The sequence below is a fragment of the Rhodococcus sp. BP-316 genome, from assembly GCF_019836105.1.
Taxonomy (GTDB): Bacteria; Actinomycetota; Actinomycetes; order Mycobacteriales; family Mycobacteriaceae; genus Rhodococcoides.
Genome location: NZ_JABUEE010000013.1, coordinates 36,433 through 52,022 on the forward strand (window position 1 = coordinate 36,433; position 15,590 = coordinate 52,022).

Annotated in this window: 18 protein-coding genes; 11 read left to right on the forward strand and 7 right to left on the reverse strand. The window is 69.1% G+C overall.

The genetic code is table 11. From position 1 onward, the window contains the following. Positions 1 to 44: 44 nt before the first annotated feature. The 3 genes from HQ312_RS20640 to HQ312_RS20650 are packed head-to-tail and all read left to right on the forward strand — an operon-like array spanning position 45 to position 2,952. Positions 45 to 1,598 (forward strand): acetyl-CoA acetyltransferase, encoded by a 1,554-nt coding sequence (locus HQ312_RS20640; RefSeq protein WP_222641231.1) that lies wholly within the window; start codon positions 45 to 47, stop codon positions 1,596 to 1,598. Then, positions 1,595 to 2,392 (forward strand): enoyl-CoA hydratase-related protein, encoded by a 798-nt coding sequence (locus tag HQ312_RS20645; protein WP_222641233.1) that lies wholly within the window; start codon positions 1,595 to 1,597, stop codon positions 2,390 to 2,392. The genes HQ312_RS20640 and HQ312_RS20645 overlap by 4 nt, the downstream gene beginning before the upstream one ends. Then, the gene (locus tag HQ312_RS20650; RefSeq protein ID WP_222641234.1) at positions 2,377 to 2,952 is read left to right on the forward strand and encodes a DUF6518 family protein; all 576 of its coding nucleotides are present in this window, start codon (positions 2,377 to 2,379) and stop codon (positions 2,950 to 2,952) included. The genes HQ312_RS20645 and HQ312_RS20650 overlap by 16 nt, the downstream gene beginning before the upstream one ends. A gap of 6 nt (positions 2,953 to 2,958) precedes the next feature. Here the strand turns inward: HQ312_RS20650 and HQ312_RS20655 are convergent, their stop codons facing one another. The 4 genes from HQ312_RS20655 to HQ312_RS20670 all read right to left on the reverse strand — a co-directional run bounded on the left by HQ312_RS20655 (position 2,959) and on the right by HQ312_RS20670 (position 5,564). After that, positions 2,959 to 3,657 carry an NADPH-dependent F420 reductase gene (locus HQ312_RS20655; protein WP_222641287.1) on the reverse strand — a complete coding sequence of 233 codons (699 nt, stop codon included), beginning with the start codon at positions 3,655 to 3,657 and terminating at the stop codon, positions 2,959 to 2,961. Between the two features lie 64 nt (positions 3,658 to 3,721). Next, positions 3,722 to 4,480 carry a molybdate ABC transporter substrate-binding protein gene (gene modA / locus HQ312_RS20660; protein ID WP_222626248.1) on the reverse strand — a complete coding sequence of 253 codons (759 nt, stop codon included), beginning with the start codon at positions 4,478 to 4,480 and terminating at the stop codon, positions 3,722 to 3,724. Between the two features lie 66 nt (positions 4,481 to 4,546). Then, positions 4,547 to 5,086, reverse strand: a complete 540-nt coding sequence (locus HQ312_RS20665) for a thioesterase family protein (RefSeq protein ID WP_051613550.1) — start codon at positions 5,084 to 5,086, stop codon at positions 4,547 to 4,549. A gap of 37 nt (positions 5,087 to 5,123) precedes the next feature. After that, positions 5,124 to 5,564 carry a MarR family winged helix-turn-helix transcriptional regulator gene (locus HQ312_RS20670; RefSeq protein ID WP_027506590.1) on the reverse strand — a complete coding sequence of 147 codons (441 nt, stop codon included), beginning with the start codon at positions 5,562 to 5,564 and terminating at the stop codon, positions 5,124 to 5,126. Positions 5,565 to 5,641: 77 nt separating this feature from the next. On the opposite strand from HQ312_RS20670, the gene HQ312_RS20675 reads away from it, so the two are divergent. Then, a complete protein-coding gene (locus HQ312_RS20675; RefSeq protein ID WP_082544391.1) occupies positions 5,642 to 6,889 on the forward strand; it encodes a multidrug effflux MFS transporter in 1,248 nt (415 codons plus the stop codon). Here the strand turns inward: HQ312_RS20675 and HQ312_RS20680 are convergent. Together HQ312_RS20680 and HQ312_RS22275 are read right to left on the reverse strand one after the other, a co-directional pair. Next, positions 6,873 to 8,249 (reverse strand): ATP-binding protein, encoded by a 1,377-nt coding sequence (locus HQ312_RS20680; RefSeq protein WP_027506591.1) that lies wholly within the window; start codon positions 8,247 to 8,249, stop codon positions 6,873 to 6,875. The two genes, HQ312_RS20675 and HQ312_RS20680, sit on opposite strands and share 17 nt — an antisense overlap. Next, positions 8,246 to 8,950, reverse strand: a complete 705-nt coding sequence (locus HQ312_RS22275) for a response regulator transcription factor (RefSeq protein WP_308123950.1) — start codon at positions 8,948 to 8,950, stop codon at positions 8,246 to 8,248. Before HQ312_RS22275 ends, HQ312_RS20680 begins: the two co-directional genes overlap by 4 nt. Positions 8,951 to 10,249: 1,299 nt before the next feature. Between HQ312_RS22275 and HQ312_RS20690 the strand changes: the two genes are divergently transcribed. The 7 genes from HQ312_RS20690 (at position 10,250) to HQ312_RS20720 (ending at position 13,300) form a co-directional block, all read left to right on the forward strand. Continuing rightward, positions 10,250 to 10,720: a MarR family winged helix-turn-helix transcriptional regulator gene (locus HQ312_RS20690; RefSeq protein WP_027506593.1), complete on the forward strand. Its 471-nt coding sequence runs from the start codon at positions 10,250 to 10,252 to the stop codon at positions 10,718 to 10,720. Then, complete coding sequence (locus HQ312_RS20695; RefSeq protein WP_204869587.1) at positions 10,717 to 11,094, forward strand: DUF5313 family protein; 378 nt, start codon at positions 10,717 to 10,719, stop codon at positions 11,092 to 11,094. The genes HQ312_RS20690 and HQ312_RS20695 overlap by 4 nt, the downstream gene beginning before the upstream one ends. A 45-nt stretch (positions 11,095 to 11,139) precedes the next feature. Further along, positions 11,140 to 11,493 carry a YidH family protein gene (locus HQ312_RS20700; RefSeq protein WP_231476430.1) on the forward strand — a complete coding sequence of 118 codons (354 nt, stop codon included), beginning with the start codon at positions 11,140 to 11,142 and terminating at the stop codon, positions 11,491 to 11,493. Beyond that, positions 11,490 to 11,789 (forward strand): DUF202 domain-containing protein, encoded by a 300-nt coding sequence (locus HQ312_RS20705; RefSeq protein ID WP_222641237.1) that lies wholly within the window; start codon positions 11,490 to 11,492, stop codon positions 11,787 to 11,789. The genes HQ312_RS20700 and HQ312_RS20705 overlap by 4 nt, the downstream gene beginning before the upstream one ends. 67 nt (positions 11,790 to 11,856) lie before the next feature. Beyond that, a complete protein-coding gene (locus HQ312_RS20710) occupies positions 11,857 to 12,546 on the forward strand; it encodes a ZIP family metal transporter (protein ID WP_027506597.1) in 690 nt (229 codons plus the stop codon). 108 nt (positions 12,547 to 12,654) lie between these two features. Then, complete coding sequence (locus HQ312_RS20715) at positions 12,655 to 12,825, forward strand: CsbD family protein (protein WP_027506598.1); 171 nt, start codon at positions 12,655 to 12,657, stop codon at positions 12,823 to 12,825. A 211-nt stretch (positions 12,826 to 13,036) separates the two neighbouring features. Continuing rightward, on the forward strand, positions 13,037 to 13,300 hold the full coding sequence (locus HQ312_RS20720; protein WP_222626254.1) for a lipopolysaccharide assembly protein LapA domain-containing protein: 264 nt from the start codon (positions 13,037 to 13,039) through the stop codon (positions 13,298 to 13,300). 4 nt (positions 13,301 to 13,304) lie between these two features. Here HQ312_RS20720 and HQ312_RS20725 read toward each other — a convergent pair whose 3' ends face one another. Beyond that, positions 13,305 to 15,500: an EAL domain-containing protein gene (locus HQ312_RS20725; protein WP_222641246.1), complete on the reverse strand. Its 2,196-nt coding sequence runs from the start codon at positions 15,498 to 15,500 to the stop codon at positions 13,305 to 13,307. Positions 15,501 to 15,590 lie beyond the last annotated feature (90 nt).

A 15,590-nucleotide genomic window follows, 5' to 3' on the forward strand; every position in this document is an offset into this window, starting at 1 on the left:
GCCATCAGATTACAGACAACTGGTGTCTGTAATAAGGTGATCCCATGTCACAGGAAGCAGACCGCATTCCGGTCGTCGTGGGTGTGGGCGATGTCGTGTCCGGCAGCGCCGGCGCTGCGGCCGACCCCGTGGAGCCGATGGAGCTCGTGCTGCGCGCGGTCCGTGCTGCGCTCGACGACAGCGGAACGTCGGCGCTCGGCGCCGCGGTGGACGCGATCCACGCCGTGCGCACGACGAGCTGGAACTACGACGATCTCCCGGCTCTGATCGCCGCACGGCTGGGGGCGTCCGCCCGGACGCGGTCCACCAGCACCATCGGCGGTCACCACCCCGCGCGCCTGATGGACCGAGTGGGGCACGACATCGCCGCCGGTCGCAGCTCCGTGGCACTCGTCGTCGGCGGCGAGACGCAGGCATCCGTGCGAGCACTGACGAAAGCCGGAACGGATCCCGTCGAGCTCGGCTGGGCCGTCGCACCGGGCGGCCCGCCGACCTTCGCACCGGACGACCTCGGCAGCGCCGAGATGCAGCGAGCGGGCATCCTCGCCCCCGTCCAGATCTATCCGCTGTTCGACCGCGCTCGGGCCGACCGTCTCGGTCTGCGACCCAGCGAGTCACTGACGGCGTCGGCAGAGCTGTACTCGCAGTTCTCCGCTGTCGCGGCGCGACATCCGGTCGCGTGGAGTCCGGTCGAGCGGTCGCCCGACGACATCGCCGGCGTGGACGCGTCGAACCGCGCGGTGTCCGACTGCTATCCCCTCGCCATGAACGCCATGCCGTTCGTCGACCAGGCCGCCGCGGTGCTGGTGTGTTCGCTGGCGGCAGCGCGCGCGGCCGGGGTGGACGAGGACCGCATCGTGTACCTGTGGGGCGGCGCCGGTGCGTCCGATGCCCCGGACATCATGGCGCGCAGCACCTTCGATCATTCACCGGCGCTCCGAGCTGCGGTGCGCACCACCCTCGCCGCGGCGGGTGTCGCGGGTGCCGATCTCACCTTCGTCGATGCCTACAGCTGCTTTCCCGTCGTCCCTCTCCTGTTGATGGACGAGCTGGGACTGTCGTCGGATGCCACTCCCACGGTCCTGGGCGGCCACTCGTTCTTCGGTGGGCCGCTCAGCAGCTACTCGTTGCACGCGGTCGCGGAATCGACCCGGCTGCTGCGACAGTCCCGCGGCGGACGCGCTCCGGCGATCGCGATGGTGCATGCGAACGGCGGCTACCTCACCCACCAGCACACCATCCTGTTGTCGACCGATCCGCACGAGGCCGGATACGTCGGGAACCCCGATGCGGTGAGCGTGTCGGCGACAGCGGTACCCGTGACGCACGGCCACAGCGGTCGCGCGATCGTCGAGACGGCGACTGTCATGTTCGGGCGCGGCGGGGAACCGGAACAGGCGCTCGTCATCGCCCGCACACCCGAGGGTGACCGCATCGCCGGTCGTACCGGGGCGGACGCCGCGGCGGCGCTTCATCGAGTGGTCACCGACCGCGACGTCTCACCGGTCGGCCTCACGATCGACGTGGTGGACGAGGGCGGGAACCTGGACATCACCCTCGACTCGATCACGGCGAACGGCAGGGGAGTACGGGCATGAGCGATCAGGACGTGGTTCTCACGGAACGCCGCGGACACGTGCTGCTGGTGACGTTGAACCGCCCCGCCGCGGCCAACAGCGTGAACGCAGAGGTGCACGCCCTGCTGGGCGAGGCGTGGGAACTGGCGGACGGCGACGAGTCGATCCGTGCCGTCGTCCTCACGGCGGCGGGCTCCGGCACCTTCTGCGGCGGAGCCGATCTGAAGGCACTCGGCACGCGGGGTCCCGACGGCGTGACCCCTCCGGAGACGGCACACTGGGGCTTCGCCGGCGTCACCAGGCACCCGATCTCCACGCCGATCGTCGTCGCGGTCACCGGGAACGCACTCGGCGGTGGGACCGAGATCGCACTGTCCGGTGATGTCGTGATCGCCTCCACCACTGCACGATTCGGGCTTCCCGAGGTGCATCGCGGGCTGATCGCGGGAGCGGGCGGACTCTTCCGGCTGGTCGACGCGATCCCGCGAGCGATCGCGATGGAACTGATCCTCACCGGTGAGCCCATGAGTGCGGACGACGCGGCGCGGTGGGGACTCGTCAATCGTGTGGTGGAACCGGACGCCGTTCTCGACACGGCGCTTCGGTTGGCGGAGACCATCGCGGCGGGAGCGCCTCTCGCGATCCGCGCCAGCAAGGTCATCGCCCGGGGCATCGTCGATGGGCGCATCCCGTCCGAAGGGGCCGCATGGGAGGAGACCGACCGCGCGCTCGCGCAGTTGTCCACGTCCTCCGACACGGTCGAGGGGATCATGGCGTTCATGGAGAAGCGCGAACCCCGGTGGACGGGGCGCTGATCGGCGCACGACGTCTCGTCGCGGCGGCCGCGCTCGGGTCCGCTGCGGGTGTGGCCCTCGTGGTTCTGTTCACCATCGTGCCGCCGCCGTGGGATGCGCTCGTGAACACGAGTGCGCTGTGGGGCTTGGTGCCGTTCGCGGTGGCGGCCCGGTCGCCGCACGGACGCGGTGTGGCAGTCGGAGTCGCGTCGATGCTCGCGCTCGTCCTCGTGTGGATCCTGCTGTTGCCGAACGTGATCACCGTGCGGGAAGTGCTGGTCTTCGTCCTCGTCGGACTCGGTGCGGGGGCGGTGTGCGGCGCAGCCGGTGCTGCTGTCGGGCGTGACCGCCGTGTGAGCGGGACGGTGGTCGTGGCGGGGATCGTGCTCGGTGAGGCCGTGTACGGGACCGTCGTGGTCGGCGGTCCGCACTGGTTCGTGGAAGCCGCGCTGGCGGGCATCCTTGTGCCGGCGTGTTGCCGCACCGCGGCGACACGAGTCCGTGCGGGACTCGGTGCCGCCGCGGTGGCGGGTGCGCTGTTCGGCGCCTACTGGGCCTACGACGCGGTGCTCACCACCTGAGGGGTGTCAGGCCTTCCACTCCGCGGTGCGTTCCGGGGTCGCCTGCGCCAGCGCATCGACCGTCGCGTCGACTCCGAAGTCCTTGCCGTACACGGGTGTACCCGGCTGCTGGCGCCAGGAGTCGGCCAACGATCCGGCGTCGACGACGTCGAAGCCGATCTCGTCGATGACGGCGGACACGATCTTCTTGGCGTCGGCATCGTCGCCGGCGATCGGCAGCGCGATGCGGCCCTCGGTGCCGGCCGGGACGCCCTTGTTCAGGAGGTGCTTCCACCAGATTCCGTTGAATGCCTTCACGACCGGCTCGCCCAGCAGTTCCGAGACCCACACGCTCTCCGGTGTGCCGTCCTCGATCGCGTCGATCTTGCCGTCCCGCTGCTGCGGGTAGTAGTTGTTCGTCTCGATCACCGGAGCACCGGGCTTGCGGGCCGAGAGGATGCCGGACGCGAGGTCCGGCGTGTTCTTCTGCGGGATGCTGACGATGACGAGATCCGCGTCGGTCGCGGCGTCCTTCGCCCAGACCGCGGTGGCGCCGGTCTCGGACGCCAGATCCGCGAGGGTCTCCGGATCCCGAGAGTTGGCGACGGCAACCTCGTGGCCCACGGCGCGCAGCCGTCGGGTCAGGGTTCCGCCGATGTCGCCTGCTCCGATGATGCCGATCTTCACGTGCTTCTCCTTCGGTCGTGCAACGAACGTCTCGTTCAGCCAACCCCGTCCGCGCGGGAATGATTCCCCCGTGGCGGCGGATCCTCGGCGCACCGGCGGTCTCTCAGGGCGCGCCGAACCCGGCGTCGGCCAGCACCTTCCGTCCGTCGGGACCGGAGACGAAGTCGACGAAGGCGCTCGCGATGTCCGGTGCGCCGGAGTCGGCCAGTGCGGCGATGGGATAGGAGTTCACCGCGCCCGACGCCTCCGGGAACGGCACGGTGACGACGGCGTCACCGGCGCCGGCCGCGTCGGTGACGTAGACCAGGCCGGCATCGGCCTGACCGGACGTGACCTTGCCCAGAACGTCCGTCACGGACGATTCCTCGCTGGCAGGGGTGAGGCTCACCCCGGCGGCCGTCTCGATCTTCTCGGTGGCGGCACCGCACGGAACCTGCGGCGCGCACACGACGACCGTGGCCCCGGACGTCGCCAGGTCCGAGAACGAGCCGATCCCGGCGGGGTTGCCCGGCGGAGTGACGATCGTCAGAGTGTTGGTCGCGAACGTGACCGGGTCACCGTCGATCAACTCGGCGTCCCGTGCCTTGTCCATGGTGATCGTGTCCGCCGAGGCCAGAACGTCCCCGGGCGCACCCTGCGACAACTGGGACACCAGATCGGACGACCCCGCGAACGTGAACGTCACGGTGGTACCCGGGCGGGTCTGCTCGAACTGCTCACCCAGCTCGGTGAACGACGCCTTCAGCGACGCGGCAGCGAACACGGTGATGCCGTCTTCGGCCGGTCCGGGCGAGGAGCACCCCGTGAGCGACAGTGCCACCACCGCCGCGCACCCCAGCACTGCGATCCTCGTCGTCACCATGTCGGCTCCTTTCGCCGCAGATGCGGTTCGAAGGAGACCATATAGGAGCATGCGCGCCCGGAAGGGTCAGACGTCCTCGAATGCGGCGACCACGAGATGCTGAGTGCGTCGGCCGAGCGGAATCTCTGCGTCCGGGCGGCGAAGTGGGGCTGCATCGCCGTCGAACAGGGCGACGATGTCGTCGGTCGGTACCGAGGATCCGCTGTCGTCGAGAAACCTGAGGGCGACGATCGCGGTCGCGTGGACACGTCCGTCGACGTCGAAGATCTGTTCGAGATAGGCGTTCTTCGCGTCGACACCGAGGAAGCGGGTGGACACCGAGAACTTCGTCCACAGGGTGAGGGAGCGGACGTACGTGATGGTCTGTGACGCGACGACGGGATGCCACCCGCGTCCACGCAGGGCTCGCCACAGGCCACCGCGCACGAACATGTCGACTCGACCCGCGTCGAGTACGGACAGGTATCGACCGTTGTTCATGTGCATCAGCACGTCCAGATCGGACGGTGCGACGCGGAACCACGTACGGGTCGGGTCGACCCGTACCGGCCCGCGTCCCGTGCGCCACGGCGCCATCTGTCGGAGCAGGCGGAGCGACATCAGCATGGCGTCACTATGACGGTTCGGTCGCCCCGCGGAGTCGTCAGGGTTCGGTCGGCATGGACGTGAGGTGCGCGAGGAGCGGCGCGGCACGGGTGAGCAGAGCCGCATCCTCCGCTGACATGGCCGCGAGTCGGCGTCCGACGGCGTCGATCCACACGTCGTCGATCATCTCACCGTGTCGACGTGCCGTGGCGGTGGAATGCAGCCGACTCGACCGTCTGTCACCGGGATCGGTGTCCCGCGCGAGCAGCCCCTTGTCGATCAGACGTCGCACCGTCGTGCTGACGTTGCTGCTGTGCAGGCCCAGCATGCGGGCGACGTCCGAGACGGTGGTCCCTTCGTGGCTGACCACCACACGCAGAACCTCGAGTTCGGAATGGGGGAGGGCGGGCAGTCCGGACTGTCGTTCGCCGAATCGGCGCAGCGACCACACGAGAGCCCGCACCTCGCGGGCGATGTCGATCACATCGGACTCGCTCACTGGACTTCCAGACGCCATGACTGACATTCTACTCATGTGAGTATGTATAAAGTTATATCCAATACGGAGGCCACCCGATGAGCGTCGACACTCGGTCCGGCGACACCGTCGACTCGACCGCCGCGCGGCCGGTGGCGTCCGGCGTGATCGCGATGCTGGCGCTCCTTGCCGCCGTCGCGCCCCTGTCCATCGACATGTATCTGCCGGCATTCCCCCGCATGGCCGAGGAGTTCGGTGTCAGCGCCACGGCGATCCAGCTGACCCTCACGACGTTCCTCGTCGGTCTCGCGATCGGCAACCTGGTGATCGGGCCGCTGTCCGACCGCTTCGGTCGTCGCCCCTTGCTCCTCGTGGGCACTTTCGTGTCCATCATCGCGACCATCCTGTGCGCGTGGTCTCCGACGGTCGAGTGGCTCACCGTGTTCCGGTTCTTCCAGGGCTTCACCGGCGCCGCCGGCGTCGTTCTCTCCCGCGCCGTCATCAGTGACCGTGCACGCGGCGCGGCGGCCGCGAAACTGTTCAGCCTCCTCGTGCTGGTCAACGGAGTCGCTCCCGTCATCGCCCCGCTGCTCGGCGGTGCGGTCATCGGTCTGACAGGGTGGCGCGGCGTCTTCTGGGTGCTCGCCGGTGTGTCCGTCCTGATGTTCGTGGGTGTGCTCGCACTCCTGCCGGAGAGTCATCCCGCCGAGCTCCGCAGCACGGGCGGCCTCTCCACCATGATCGCGGACGCACGGGAGGTGCTGTCCAACAAGCGATTCCTGGGCTATGCGGGCGCGTTCGCCTTCGGCTTCGGCGTCATGTTCGCCTACATCTCTGCATCGCCCTTCGTGCTGCAGGAGGTGCACGGGCTTTCGACGACGTGGTACTCCATCGCCTTCACGGCCAACGCACTCGGCATCGTCGTCACCAGTGGTGCCAACGCCAAGCTCGTCGACCGCGTCCGTCCGGAAGCGCTGTTGCGCATCGGTCTCGTCTCGATGGTCGCGTTCTCGGCACTGCTCGTCGTCGACGCGGTGGTCGGGCCCTACCTGTGGGCGACCCTGGTACTGCTGTGGTTCGCCGTCGCCAGCCTGGGTCTGGTGATCGCCAACGCGACGACTCTCGCACTGGGAGAGGCGCGCCGGGCCGCGGGCACGGGATCGGCCGTCATGGGCGCGGCCCAGTTCGGCCTCGCCGCGGTCATCTCGCCGCTGGTGGGACTCGGCGGCGAAGGCACCGCGGTGCCGATGGCCGTCACCATGCTCGTCAGCGCGATCATCGGCCTCGGCGGGGTGGTGCTCGGAACCCGTTCCCCCACAGAGCAGTCGGTCACCGAGGCACACTGAGGACGAAGGCGGTGCCGTCGTACACGACGTCGCCGCCGTGGGCCCGCGCGTAGGTTCGGGCGATGGTGAGGCCGAGTCCCGATCCCTCCGAGGTGCGAGCGCTGTCCAGCCGCACCATCCGGTCGAAGATCCGCTCGCGATCCTGAGCGCCGATGCCCGGTCCTTCGTCGGACACCCGGATCGTCGCGGTGGTACCGGCGTCGCGCACGTCGACGGTGACGACGCCGTCCGGCGGTCCGTGGCGCAACGCGTTGTCGGTGAGGTTGGCCAGGATTCGAGCGAGTCGTGCGGCGTCGACCGGCGCGACCACGCTCTCGCCGGTCACCACGACGGTCGAGTCCGGTGCGAGCAGCCGCGCCCGGTCGGCGTCGGCACGGGCCAGAGCGAGAAGGTCGTGGTCATGCCGATCCAACTCCACGTCGTCGTCGGTGCGCGCCGACATCAGCAGATCGTCGATCAGCCGGGATGCGCGGCGTGATTCACGAATCATCGACGCCAGCAGTCGTTCCCGCACGTCGCGCTCGGTGTCGACGCCGCCCCGCAGCAGCGTCTCGGCGGCGGCGGAGATCCCGGCGACCGGCGTTCTCAGATCGTGAGCAGCATCGTCGACGAACTGCCGTGTGCGATCGGCGGTGGCACGCTCGCGCGCCTCGGCTCCTTCGAGCTCGTCGAGCATCTCGTCGAATGCCGTTGCGGTCTCACCCAGCTCGGTGTCCGACCGGGTGGGAGCGAGTCGATCACCGCGATTACCCCGGGTGATCGAGCGGGCCAGTGCCGTCATGCTGCGCAACGGTCGGAGCGATGCTCCGACGACCACCGCCATGAGCAGTGCCGCCACCGCCGACGCGACGAGCACCAACGGAATCAGCACCACGAGCAGCTGCCGCTGCACCGCGTCGATCGAGGACGTGTCGACGGCGACCGTGAGAACCGATCCGTCGGTCAGGGTCGTCGTCGAGACCCGCGTCGGCCTCGTCTCCTCCGGGCCCGGTGGGGGTCCCGGCGGGGGACCGTCTCCCGGCGTCGTCGGGGGGCGTAGTGCGGGCGGCGGTGTCGTCGCTCGGAGCGCGAGGTCGCCGACGATACGGCCGTCCGTCGTCACCAGTTGCGCCGCCACGTTCTCTCCCTGTGTGGCGGAGACGATCTCGGTGGGATCGGCACCGTTGTCCAGCAGTTGCTGCGCGGTGGCGGTGCGGCCGGCGAGGCTGTCTCCCGCCGAGGCCTCGAGCTGGCGTTGCAGCAACACCGTCGTCGCCACGACGATACCGACGAGCAGGACGAGCACCACCGACATCACCGACACCAGCAATCGCAGGCGCAGAGATCCGGTGCGGAGACCGCGACGGGGTGGGGTCGTCATGCCGTCGGACTCACGGTGTCGGCGGCCAACACGTAGCCGATGCCGCGCCGGGTGTGGAGGATGCGGGGGCCGAACTCCTCGAGCTTGCGACGCAGCGCGCTGATGTGGACCTCGACGAGGTTCTCGTCGTATGCGTCGTACCCCCACACCTGCGTCAGGATCTGGGTCTTGGACACCGTTCGCCCGCGCTGAGCGGCGAGGTAGGACAACAGCTTCCACTCCGTGGCCGTCAGGTTGAGGGCGTTGCCGCCCCGACTGGCGTCACCCGATTCGGTGTCCACCGACACGTCTCCGCACTCGATCGAGGTGGCGACCGCGCCGTGTCGTCGGAGCACCGCGGTGACGCGGGCGAGGAGCTCCGCCATCGCGAACGGTTTCACCAGATAGTCGTCTGCACCGGCGGTGAGCCCGGTGACGCGGTCGGACACCGAGTCCCGCGCCGTGAGAATCAGCACCGCCGCGTCGCTGCTGCGGCGCGCGACCCGCAGGAGCTCGAGTCCGTCCCGGCCGGGAAGCATGATGTCCAGGACCACGAGGTGGGGTCGATGGTTCGCGAGCGCGGCCTCGAACGCGGAACCGTCCGCGTCGGACCGGACGTCGGCACCCAGGTCCGCGATCGCGGTGGACACGGACAGCCGCAACGTCTCGTTGTCCTCGATCACGAGGATTCTCGGGGTCGCTGCGGGTCGCCGTTCGGTCACGACACCACTATGCGGGTCCCGAGCTGAAGACTTGCTGAAGACGAGGCCCTGATCGCCGCGACTTCAGGCAGGCTTCAGGTCCACGATCGAGTGTCGACCTCACGAACGGCGCCGCCCGGTGCCGACGAGAGATGAGGACGACAATGTCGACAAGAGTCATGCGTGTCAGGACAGGCCGACTGATCGCCGGAGCAGTGCTCGCCGGTGGGCTGCTCCTCGGAGCGGTGGGAACCGCGTCCGCCGACGGCCCGGGCGAGGCGCCCCCGGTCTCCGAGAGCGCGGCGCCCGACGCCTCGGCGCCCGCACCCGACGCTGCGGCACCCGACGCCGGTGCGACGTGCGCGACGCCTCCGGCCCCGCCCGAGGGTGCACCGACTCCGCCCGAGGGTGCGCCAACCCCGCTTGAGGGTGCTCCGACTCCGCCCGAGGGTGCTCCGACCCCGCCTGCTGCGGGTGAGGATGCTCCGACTCCGCCCGAGGATGCTCCCACTCCGCCTGCTGCGGGTGAGGATGCTCCGACTCCTCCCGAGGGCGCCCCGACCCCGCCTGAGGGTGCACCGGCTGCCCCCGAGGGCGCGCCGGCTCCGCCTGCGCCCGGTTGCGGTCCTGACGGTGGCCCGGCGGGCCCCGGCCATGGTGGTCCGGCCGGTCACGGGCCTGCAGGTAAGGGTCCGGGCGCAGCTCCGGGCGCTCCGGCGCCCGAGGGTGCTCCCGCACCGGCCGAGTGCGAGGCCCCCACGCCCTGATCGTCTCGCGTGGTGTCGGCACGCGTTGCCGGCACCACGCGCACGGGTTCCAGCGCCGTACACCCCGTACAGCCGGCCGGAGTGGGTGTGCACCTGCAGGAAGGGGTGCACATTGCCCGGTGCCCAACCCATCCGCCCGAATCGTGGACTTCTGCCACCGCTCTGCGGGGGTGACCGTCCACGATCACCGCCGTCCTTCGACCCGCACGGGTTCCAGCGCCGTACACCCCGTCCAACCGGCCGCAGTAAGTGTTCGCCTGCAGTAAGGGGTGCACATCGCCCGGTGCCCAACCCATCCGCCCGAATCGTGGCTTCCCTCTCAGGGGCTGCGCCTCTGCGATCAGCGCCGCACCCGACCCGCACAGGCCCCAGCGCCGTGCGCCCCGTTCAGTCGGCCGGAGTGGGTGTTCACCTGCAGTAAGGGGTGCGCATCGCCTACCGCATCGCCTACCGCATAGCCCACAGCGCCCACCCCCCGACCGACAGCACCCCGCCCAGCCAACCGTGAGCTATCGAACAGTACGTACTCTCACTATCAGCGTACGATGGACCCGTGACCACCACCGACCCCCTCGCGCTCGACCGTCAGGTGTGTTTCGCCCTGGCCGTCACCAACCGCGCGGTGCTCTCGGTCTATCGGCCGATTCTCGAACCGCTCGGACTGACGCACCCGCAGTACCTCGTCATGCTCGCCCTCTGGGAGCGGGCACCGATGTCGGCGGGGGAGATCGCGTCGGCTCTGCAACTCGAACCCGCCTCGCTGACGCCGCTGCTCAAGCGGCTCGACGCCGACGGTCTGCTGACCCGGCGCCGGAGCGACACCGACGAGCGCAGGCTGGTGATCGACCTGACCGACGAGGGGCGACAGTTGCGAGGTTCGGCGGAGTCCATACCGGGCACCGTCATCGAATCTCTGGGTGTCGACGTGAGCGAGCTCGAACAACTTCACGCGGTGCTCACCCGGATCAACACCGCGGCCATCGCGGCCGGTGCACTGTCGACCGAGCGGAGGAGCACACGATGAGCAGGACTCGCCCGGGGCCGCTGCAGTGGATCGGTTATTCGTTCGGCCGCACGTTGCCCCTGTCCATGCAGGCCTGGGTGCGTGAGGACCTGATCGGTGATCGTGCGGTTCCGCGTCATCTGCTGCGCAGCATGGTGCCGTTTCTCCCCATCTTCGCGGCGTTCCTGCTGTTCCCCGGTGAGTTGTGGCTGCGCGGCGCGATGATACTGCTGGCGGTACTGCTCGCGCTGTTCTACGCCGCCGCGTACATGGAACCCAACCGTCGCCGTCGTCTCAAAGCGCACGGGTTGTCGCCGGACCTGCAGAACCCGAAGAAGGTCGCGCGGGACGAGGCGGAACGCCGCGCCTACGAGCGCTGGCACCCCAACCGCTGACACCCGCTGTGGCACTGCGGGCCGTCGCCGACGAGAGTGGGTGCGGTGCGACTGTGGCCGACCGGACTGCGCGACGGCAGTGACCCCGATCCGAGATTCACGCTCGCGAACGAGCGGACGTTCCTGGCGTGGATCAGGACGTCACTCGGCCTCGTGGCCACGGCCGCGGCACTCGAGGCGTTCGGCGGGGATCTGCTGCCTCCGTGGCTGAGAACCACCCTCGTGCTGGGGCTGCTCACTCTCGCGGCGGTTCTGGCCGTCGGGTCGTTCGTGCGCTGGATCCGTATCGAGACGGCCATGCGTCGGCGGGCGTCACTGCCTCTCCCCGCTGCGGCGGCGCTGCTCGCGGGGGGTCTGGTGATCGCCGTGGTGGCGTTCGCGGTGGGGCTGTACCTGTGACGGAGGCACCGGGCCTGCAGGCCGAGCGCACCACGCTCGCGCGGGTGCGGACCGCACTGGCCATGGCGGTCACGGTCCTGATCGTCGCGCGTGCGGTGCGGGATCATCCACCGCTGGTGGCACTCGCAGTGCTGTGTGCCGTGCTCCCCGTGACGACCGTCGCCTTCTCGACGAGGACCCATTCCCGACTCGTCGACGGCATGGACCGGGACGTGCTCCCCGGTGCCGCAGGCCGGCTCGTCGTCCTGCCCGTCGTCGTCGTCCTGCTGGCAGTGGTCACCGCGCTGGGTCTGTGAGAGCAGGTCATCGGATGACTCGACGACGCGGACCGGGGTACTCCCCGCCGGTGACGAGACGATCGAGATGCTGACCGCCGCCCTGTACGGCATCGGCACGGCGCTTCCCCTGGTGATCGGTGCGGCGATCGGGCTGCGGTGGACACTGCCGAAGCGGGTGTTGGCCGGTCTCATGGCCTTCGGTGCCGGGACGATGATCGCCGCCGTGTCGTCGGAACTGTTCGAGCCGGCGTTCCGTCAGGCCGGCATCCTCGTCGCGGGCGCGGCGCTGTTCCTGGGCGCGGGTGTGTACGTCGTGGCCAGCCATCTGATCGAGAACAAGCTCGGGCCCGCAGCGATCGGGTGGGCACTGATGCTCGGCACGATCCTCGACGGAGTCCCGGAGAACACCGCGCTGGGTGTCTCCCTGACGTCCGGTGGCGGGCTGGTGCTGCTGGTGGCGGTCGCGGTGGGCAACGTTCCGGAGGCTGTCGGTGGTGCATCGTTGATGCGGGACCGACACGACTTCTCCGCGGCTCGGGCGATGACCCTGTGGACGGCCACGGCGGTCGTGCTCGTGGTGGTCACCGTACTGGGCCACCAGTTGTCCGACGCCGTCCCGGAGGTCGGCATCTCGACGGTCCAAGCGTTCGCGGGCGGTGCCACTCTCGCCGTGCTCGCGGACTCCCTGATGCCCGAGGCCTACAAGGACGGCGGCTGGTGGGTGGGCATGTCCACCGCGCTCGGCTTTCTCGTGGCGTTCGCACTCGGCGGGTAGCTGTGACCGGGATCACTCTGCATGGACGTGCGCTTTCCGCGCCGGGCCTCGACTTACCTTTCAGAACGCGATGGTCACCCGCCGTCGCTCCGAACGAAAGGTTTCATCATGGGAATCGTCGACAAGGCAAAGAACGCAGCAGAAGACGCCATCGGCAAGGCCAAGGAAGTTGTCGGTGACGCCACCAACAACAAGGACCTCGAGGCCGAGGGCAAGAAGGACCAGGGTTCGGCCGGCGTGAAGAAGGTCGGCGAGAACGTCAAGGACACCTTCAAGTAAGACTGCACCACTCCACACCCGGGCGGCGCCGGACCCTCAGCGGGTCCATCGCCGCCCGTGGTGTGTCCGGACACTGTCGGGTTCGACGCACACCTCGCTCGAACCGACCGAACGGACATGTTTCTTCCGCGGGTCCGCGGACCATCACTCCTTCGAGCATCCGCTCACTCGATCGCCGGCCAGGACCGGCGACATCGCGAAAGGCACCACCATGACCGACACCACCACCCACGCACACACCGGACGTCGCCGTGCCGGAGGCTTCGTCTCGAAGCTGTCTCTCCTGATCGCGCTGCTCCTCACGATCGCACTGGTGATCTTCATCCTGCAGAACACCGTGCACACGACCATCAACTTCATCGGGTGGAACTTCGATCTGGCACAGGGTGTCGCACTCCTCGGTGCCGCTGTCATCGGTGCCGTCATCGCCTGGACCATCTCGGGCGCGATCCGGGTACGCCGCGCCGTCAAGTGACGCGTCACCGCGGCGATCGAACGCCCTCCAGCAGGAGTCGTCCGATCGCCGCGGCGGGCATCGGTCGCGCCAGGTGAAAGCCCTGTGCGAGGCGGCCGCCGCATGCGCGGTACGCCTCGACCTGTTCGGCGGTCTCGATGCCCTCACCGACCACGTCCACTCCGAATGCAGTGCCCAGCAACACGATCGCGGCCACGATGGCGTGTGGTCTCGCCCCGGGAAGCGCGTTGACGTACGACCCGTCGATCTCGAGACAATCGAAGATCGGATAGCGGTCCAGGTACGCGATGCTGCTGTGGCCGGTTCCCAGATCGTCGAGTGCCAACGACACCCCCATCGCGTGCAGCGCGTCGAGAGTGGTGGCCACGCGCGCGTTCTCCTTCACCCACACCGTCTCGGTGATCTCCAACCCGAGACGCGTCGTCGGCAGTCCGGTCCTGTCGAGCGTGCGTCGGACCGACTGCACGAACTCCGGATCGTTGAGTTGGTGAGCGCTCACGTTCACGCGCACCGAGACGTCCTCGGGCCAGCGCACCGCGTCCGTGCACGCGGTCTCGAGCGCCCACAGACCCAGCTGCCCGACCACGCCGGTGCGTTCCGCGACCGCGACGAACTCACGCGGTGGCACGCTGCCGAGTGTCGGGTGATCCCAGCGCGCCAGGGCCTCCACGGCGATGATCGTGCCCGTCGCGAGGTCCACGATCGGCTGGTAGACGAGCCGCAGTTCACCGTCGACGAGTGATCGCCGGAGGTCCGCGGCGAGCCGGAACACGCGATCGGCCTCGTAGCGGTCGCGCACGTCGTACACGTCCGTGGTCCCCGGTGCCGTGCCCTTGGCGCGATACATGGCCAGATCCGCTCGGCGCACCATCTCCTGTGCGGAGGGCTCGTCGTCACCGGCCACGGCGATCCCGATGCTCGCACTGAACGGGATGGGCTGATCGCCCTGCGGATCGATCGTGGCCAACGCTGTCGAGATGCGCGCTGCCCGGCTCCGTGCATCGGCCTCGTCCTCCACGTGGTCGCACACGACCAGGAATTCGTCGCCGCCCAGCCGTGCGACCGTGTCGCCGACCGCCACCGTGCGTTCGAGCTTGCGCGCCAATGTGATCAGCGCCGCGTCTCCACTCATGTGTCCGAGGCTGTCGTTGACGGTCGTGAAGTCGTCCAGATCGGCCAGCAGGACCGCGACGGTGGTCTCGCTGTCCGCGGCGCGAGCCACGGCCTCGTCGATACGTCGGTACGCGAGCGCTCGATTGGCCAGACCGGTGAGCGGATCGTGGAGTGATCGGTACCGCAGTTCGTTCTCGAGCTCGATACGCCGGATCGCCGCGACCAGGATGTCCGTGGCCGTCCGCAGGAACGTCACGTCCCGATCCGTGTACTCCCGCGGAGCCGCGCTGTGCGCGGCCAGCACCCCGGGCCGAGGCGTGGAGTCGAACGGGACGCAGACGGCGCTGAGCAGTCCGCGCGAGCGCATCGTCGTGGTGTCGAATCGCGACTCGGTCCGCGCGTCGGAACAGATGACCACCGAGCCGGAGGAGAGGGCGAGGCCCGGAGCCGAGCGGGTACCGGTTCCGAACACCTCGGGCCGCTCGCTCACCCCGCTGTAGGCGACGACGCGCAACGCGGTGCGGGTGTCGTCGAGGCGTGCGATCGACGCGCACTCCGTACCCATCAACGACGAGGCGGCGCTGGTAGTCGCGTCCAGAATGGTTGTCAGATCACCGTCGACCGCGAGCCGCCCCAACAGGCCGACAGCACTCTGCTCGCGAGCCCGGTGGGCGGCCGATTCCAGGACGTCGGTGAGGGCGCTCTCGTGACTGGTTCGCAGCCGTCGATCACGCATGATCGACGCGATCACCGGCTCGTCGCGCTCACCCGCGGGAACCAGGAACGTCGAGATGGAGACCGGTACGGGTTCTCCGGTGTCGAGCCGCCGGAGTTCGCCGACACCCTGCCAGTGGCCGGTGGTGTGCAGCGATCGTTCCACGTCGGGCGCAGCGAGCAGACCGACGTCGGAGAAGAAGTTCGCCGTGGTCAGGCGGAGCACGGCGTCGAGTGACGGTGCGCCGACGAGCGCGAGGCCCGCCGGGTTCAGGTGGAGTATGCGGCCGTCCCGTGCGGACAGGGACACCAGCTCGGGCGCGTTCTCGAACACACCCGTCAGAAGGGCGGGGTCTAGGCCGTCGAGCGCCACGAACCACCTCCGAAATGGGAAACGACCGGCGTCTCCGGCCCGATTCACTCGGGTATCCAGAGAACGCCGGTCGACACCACTCGTTCGTCA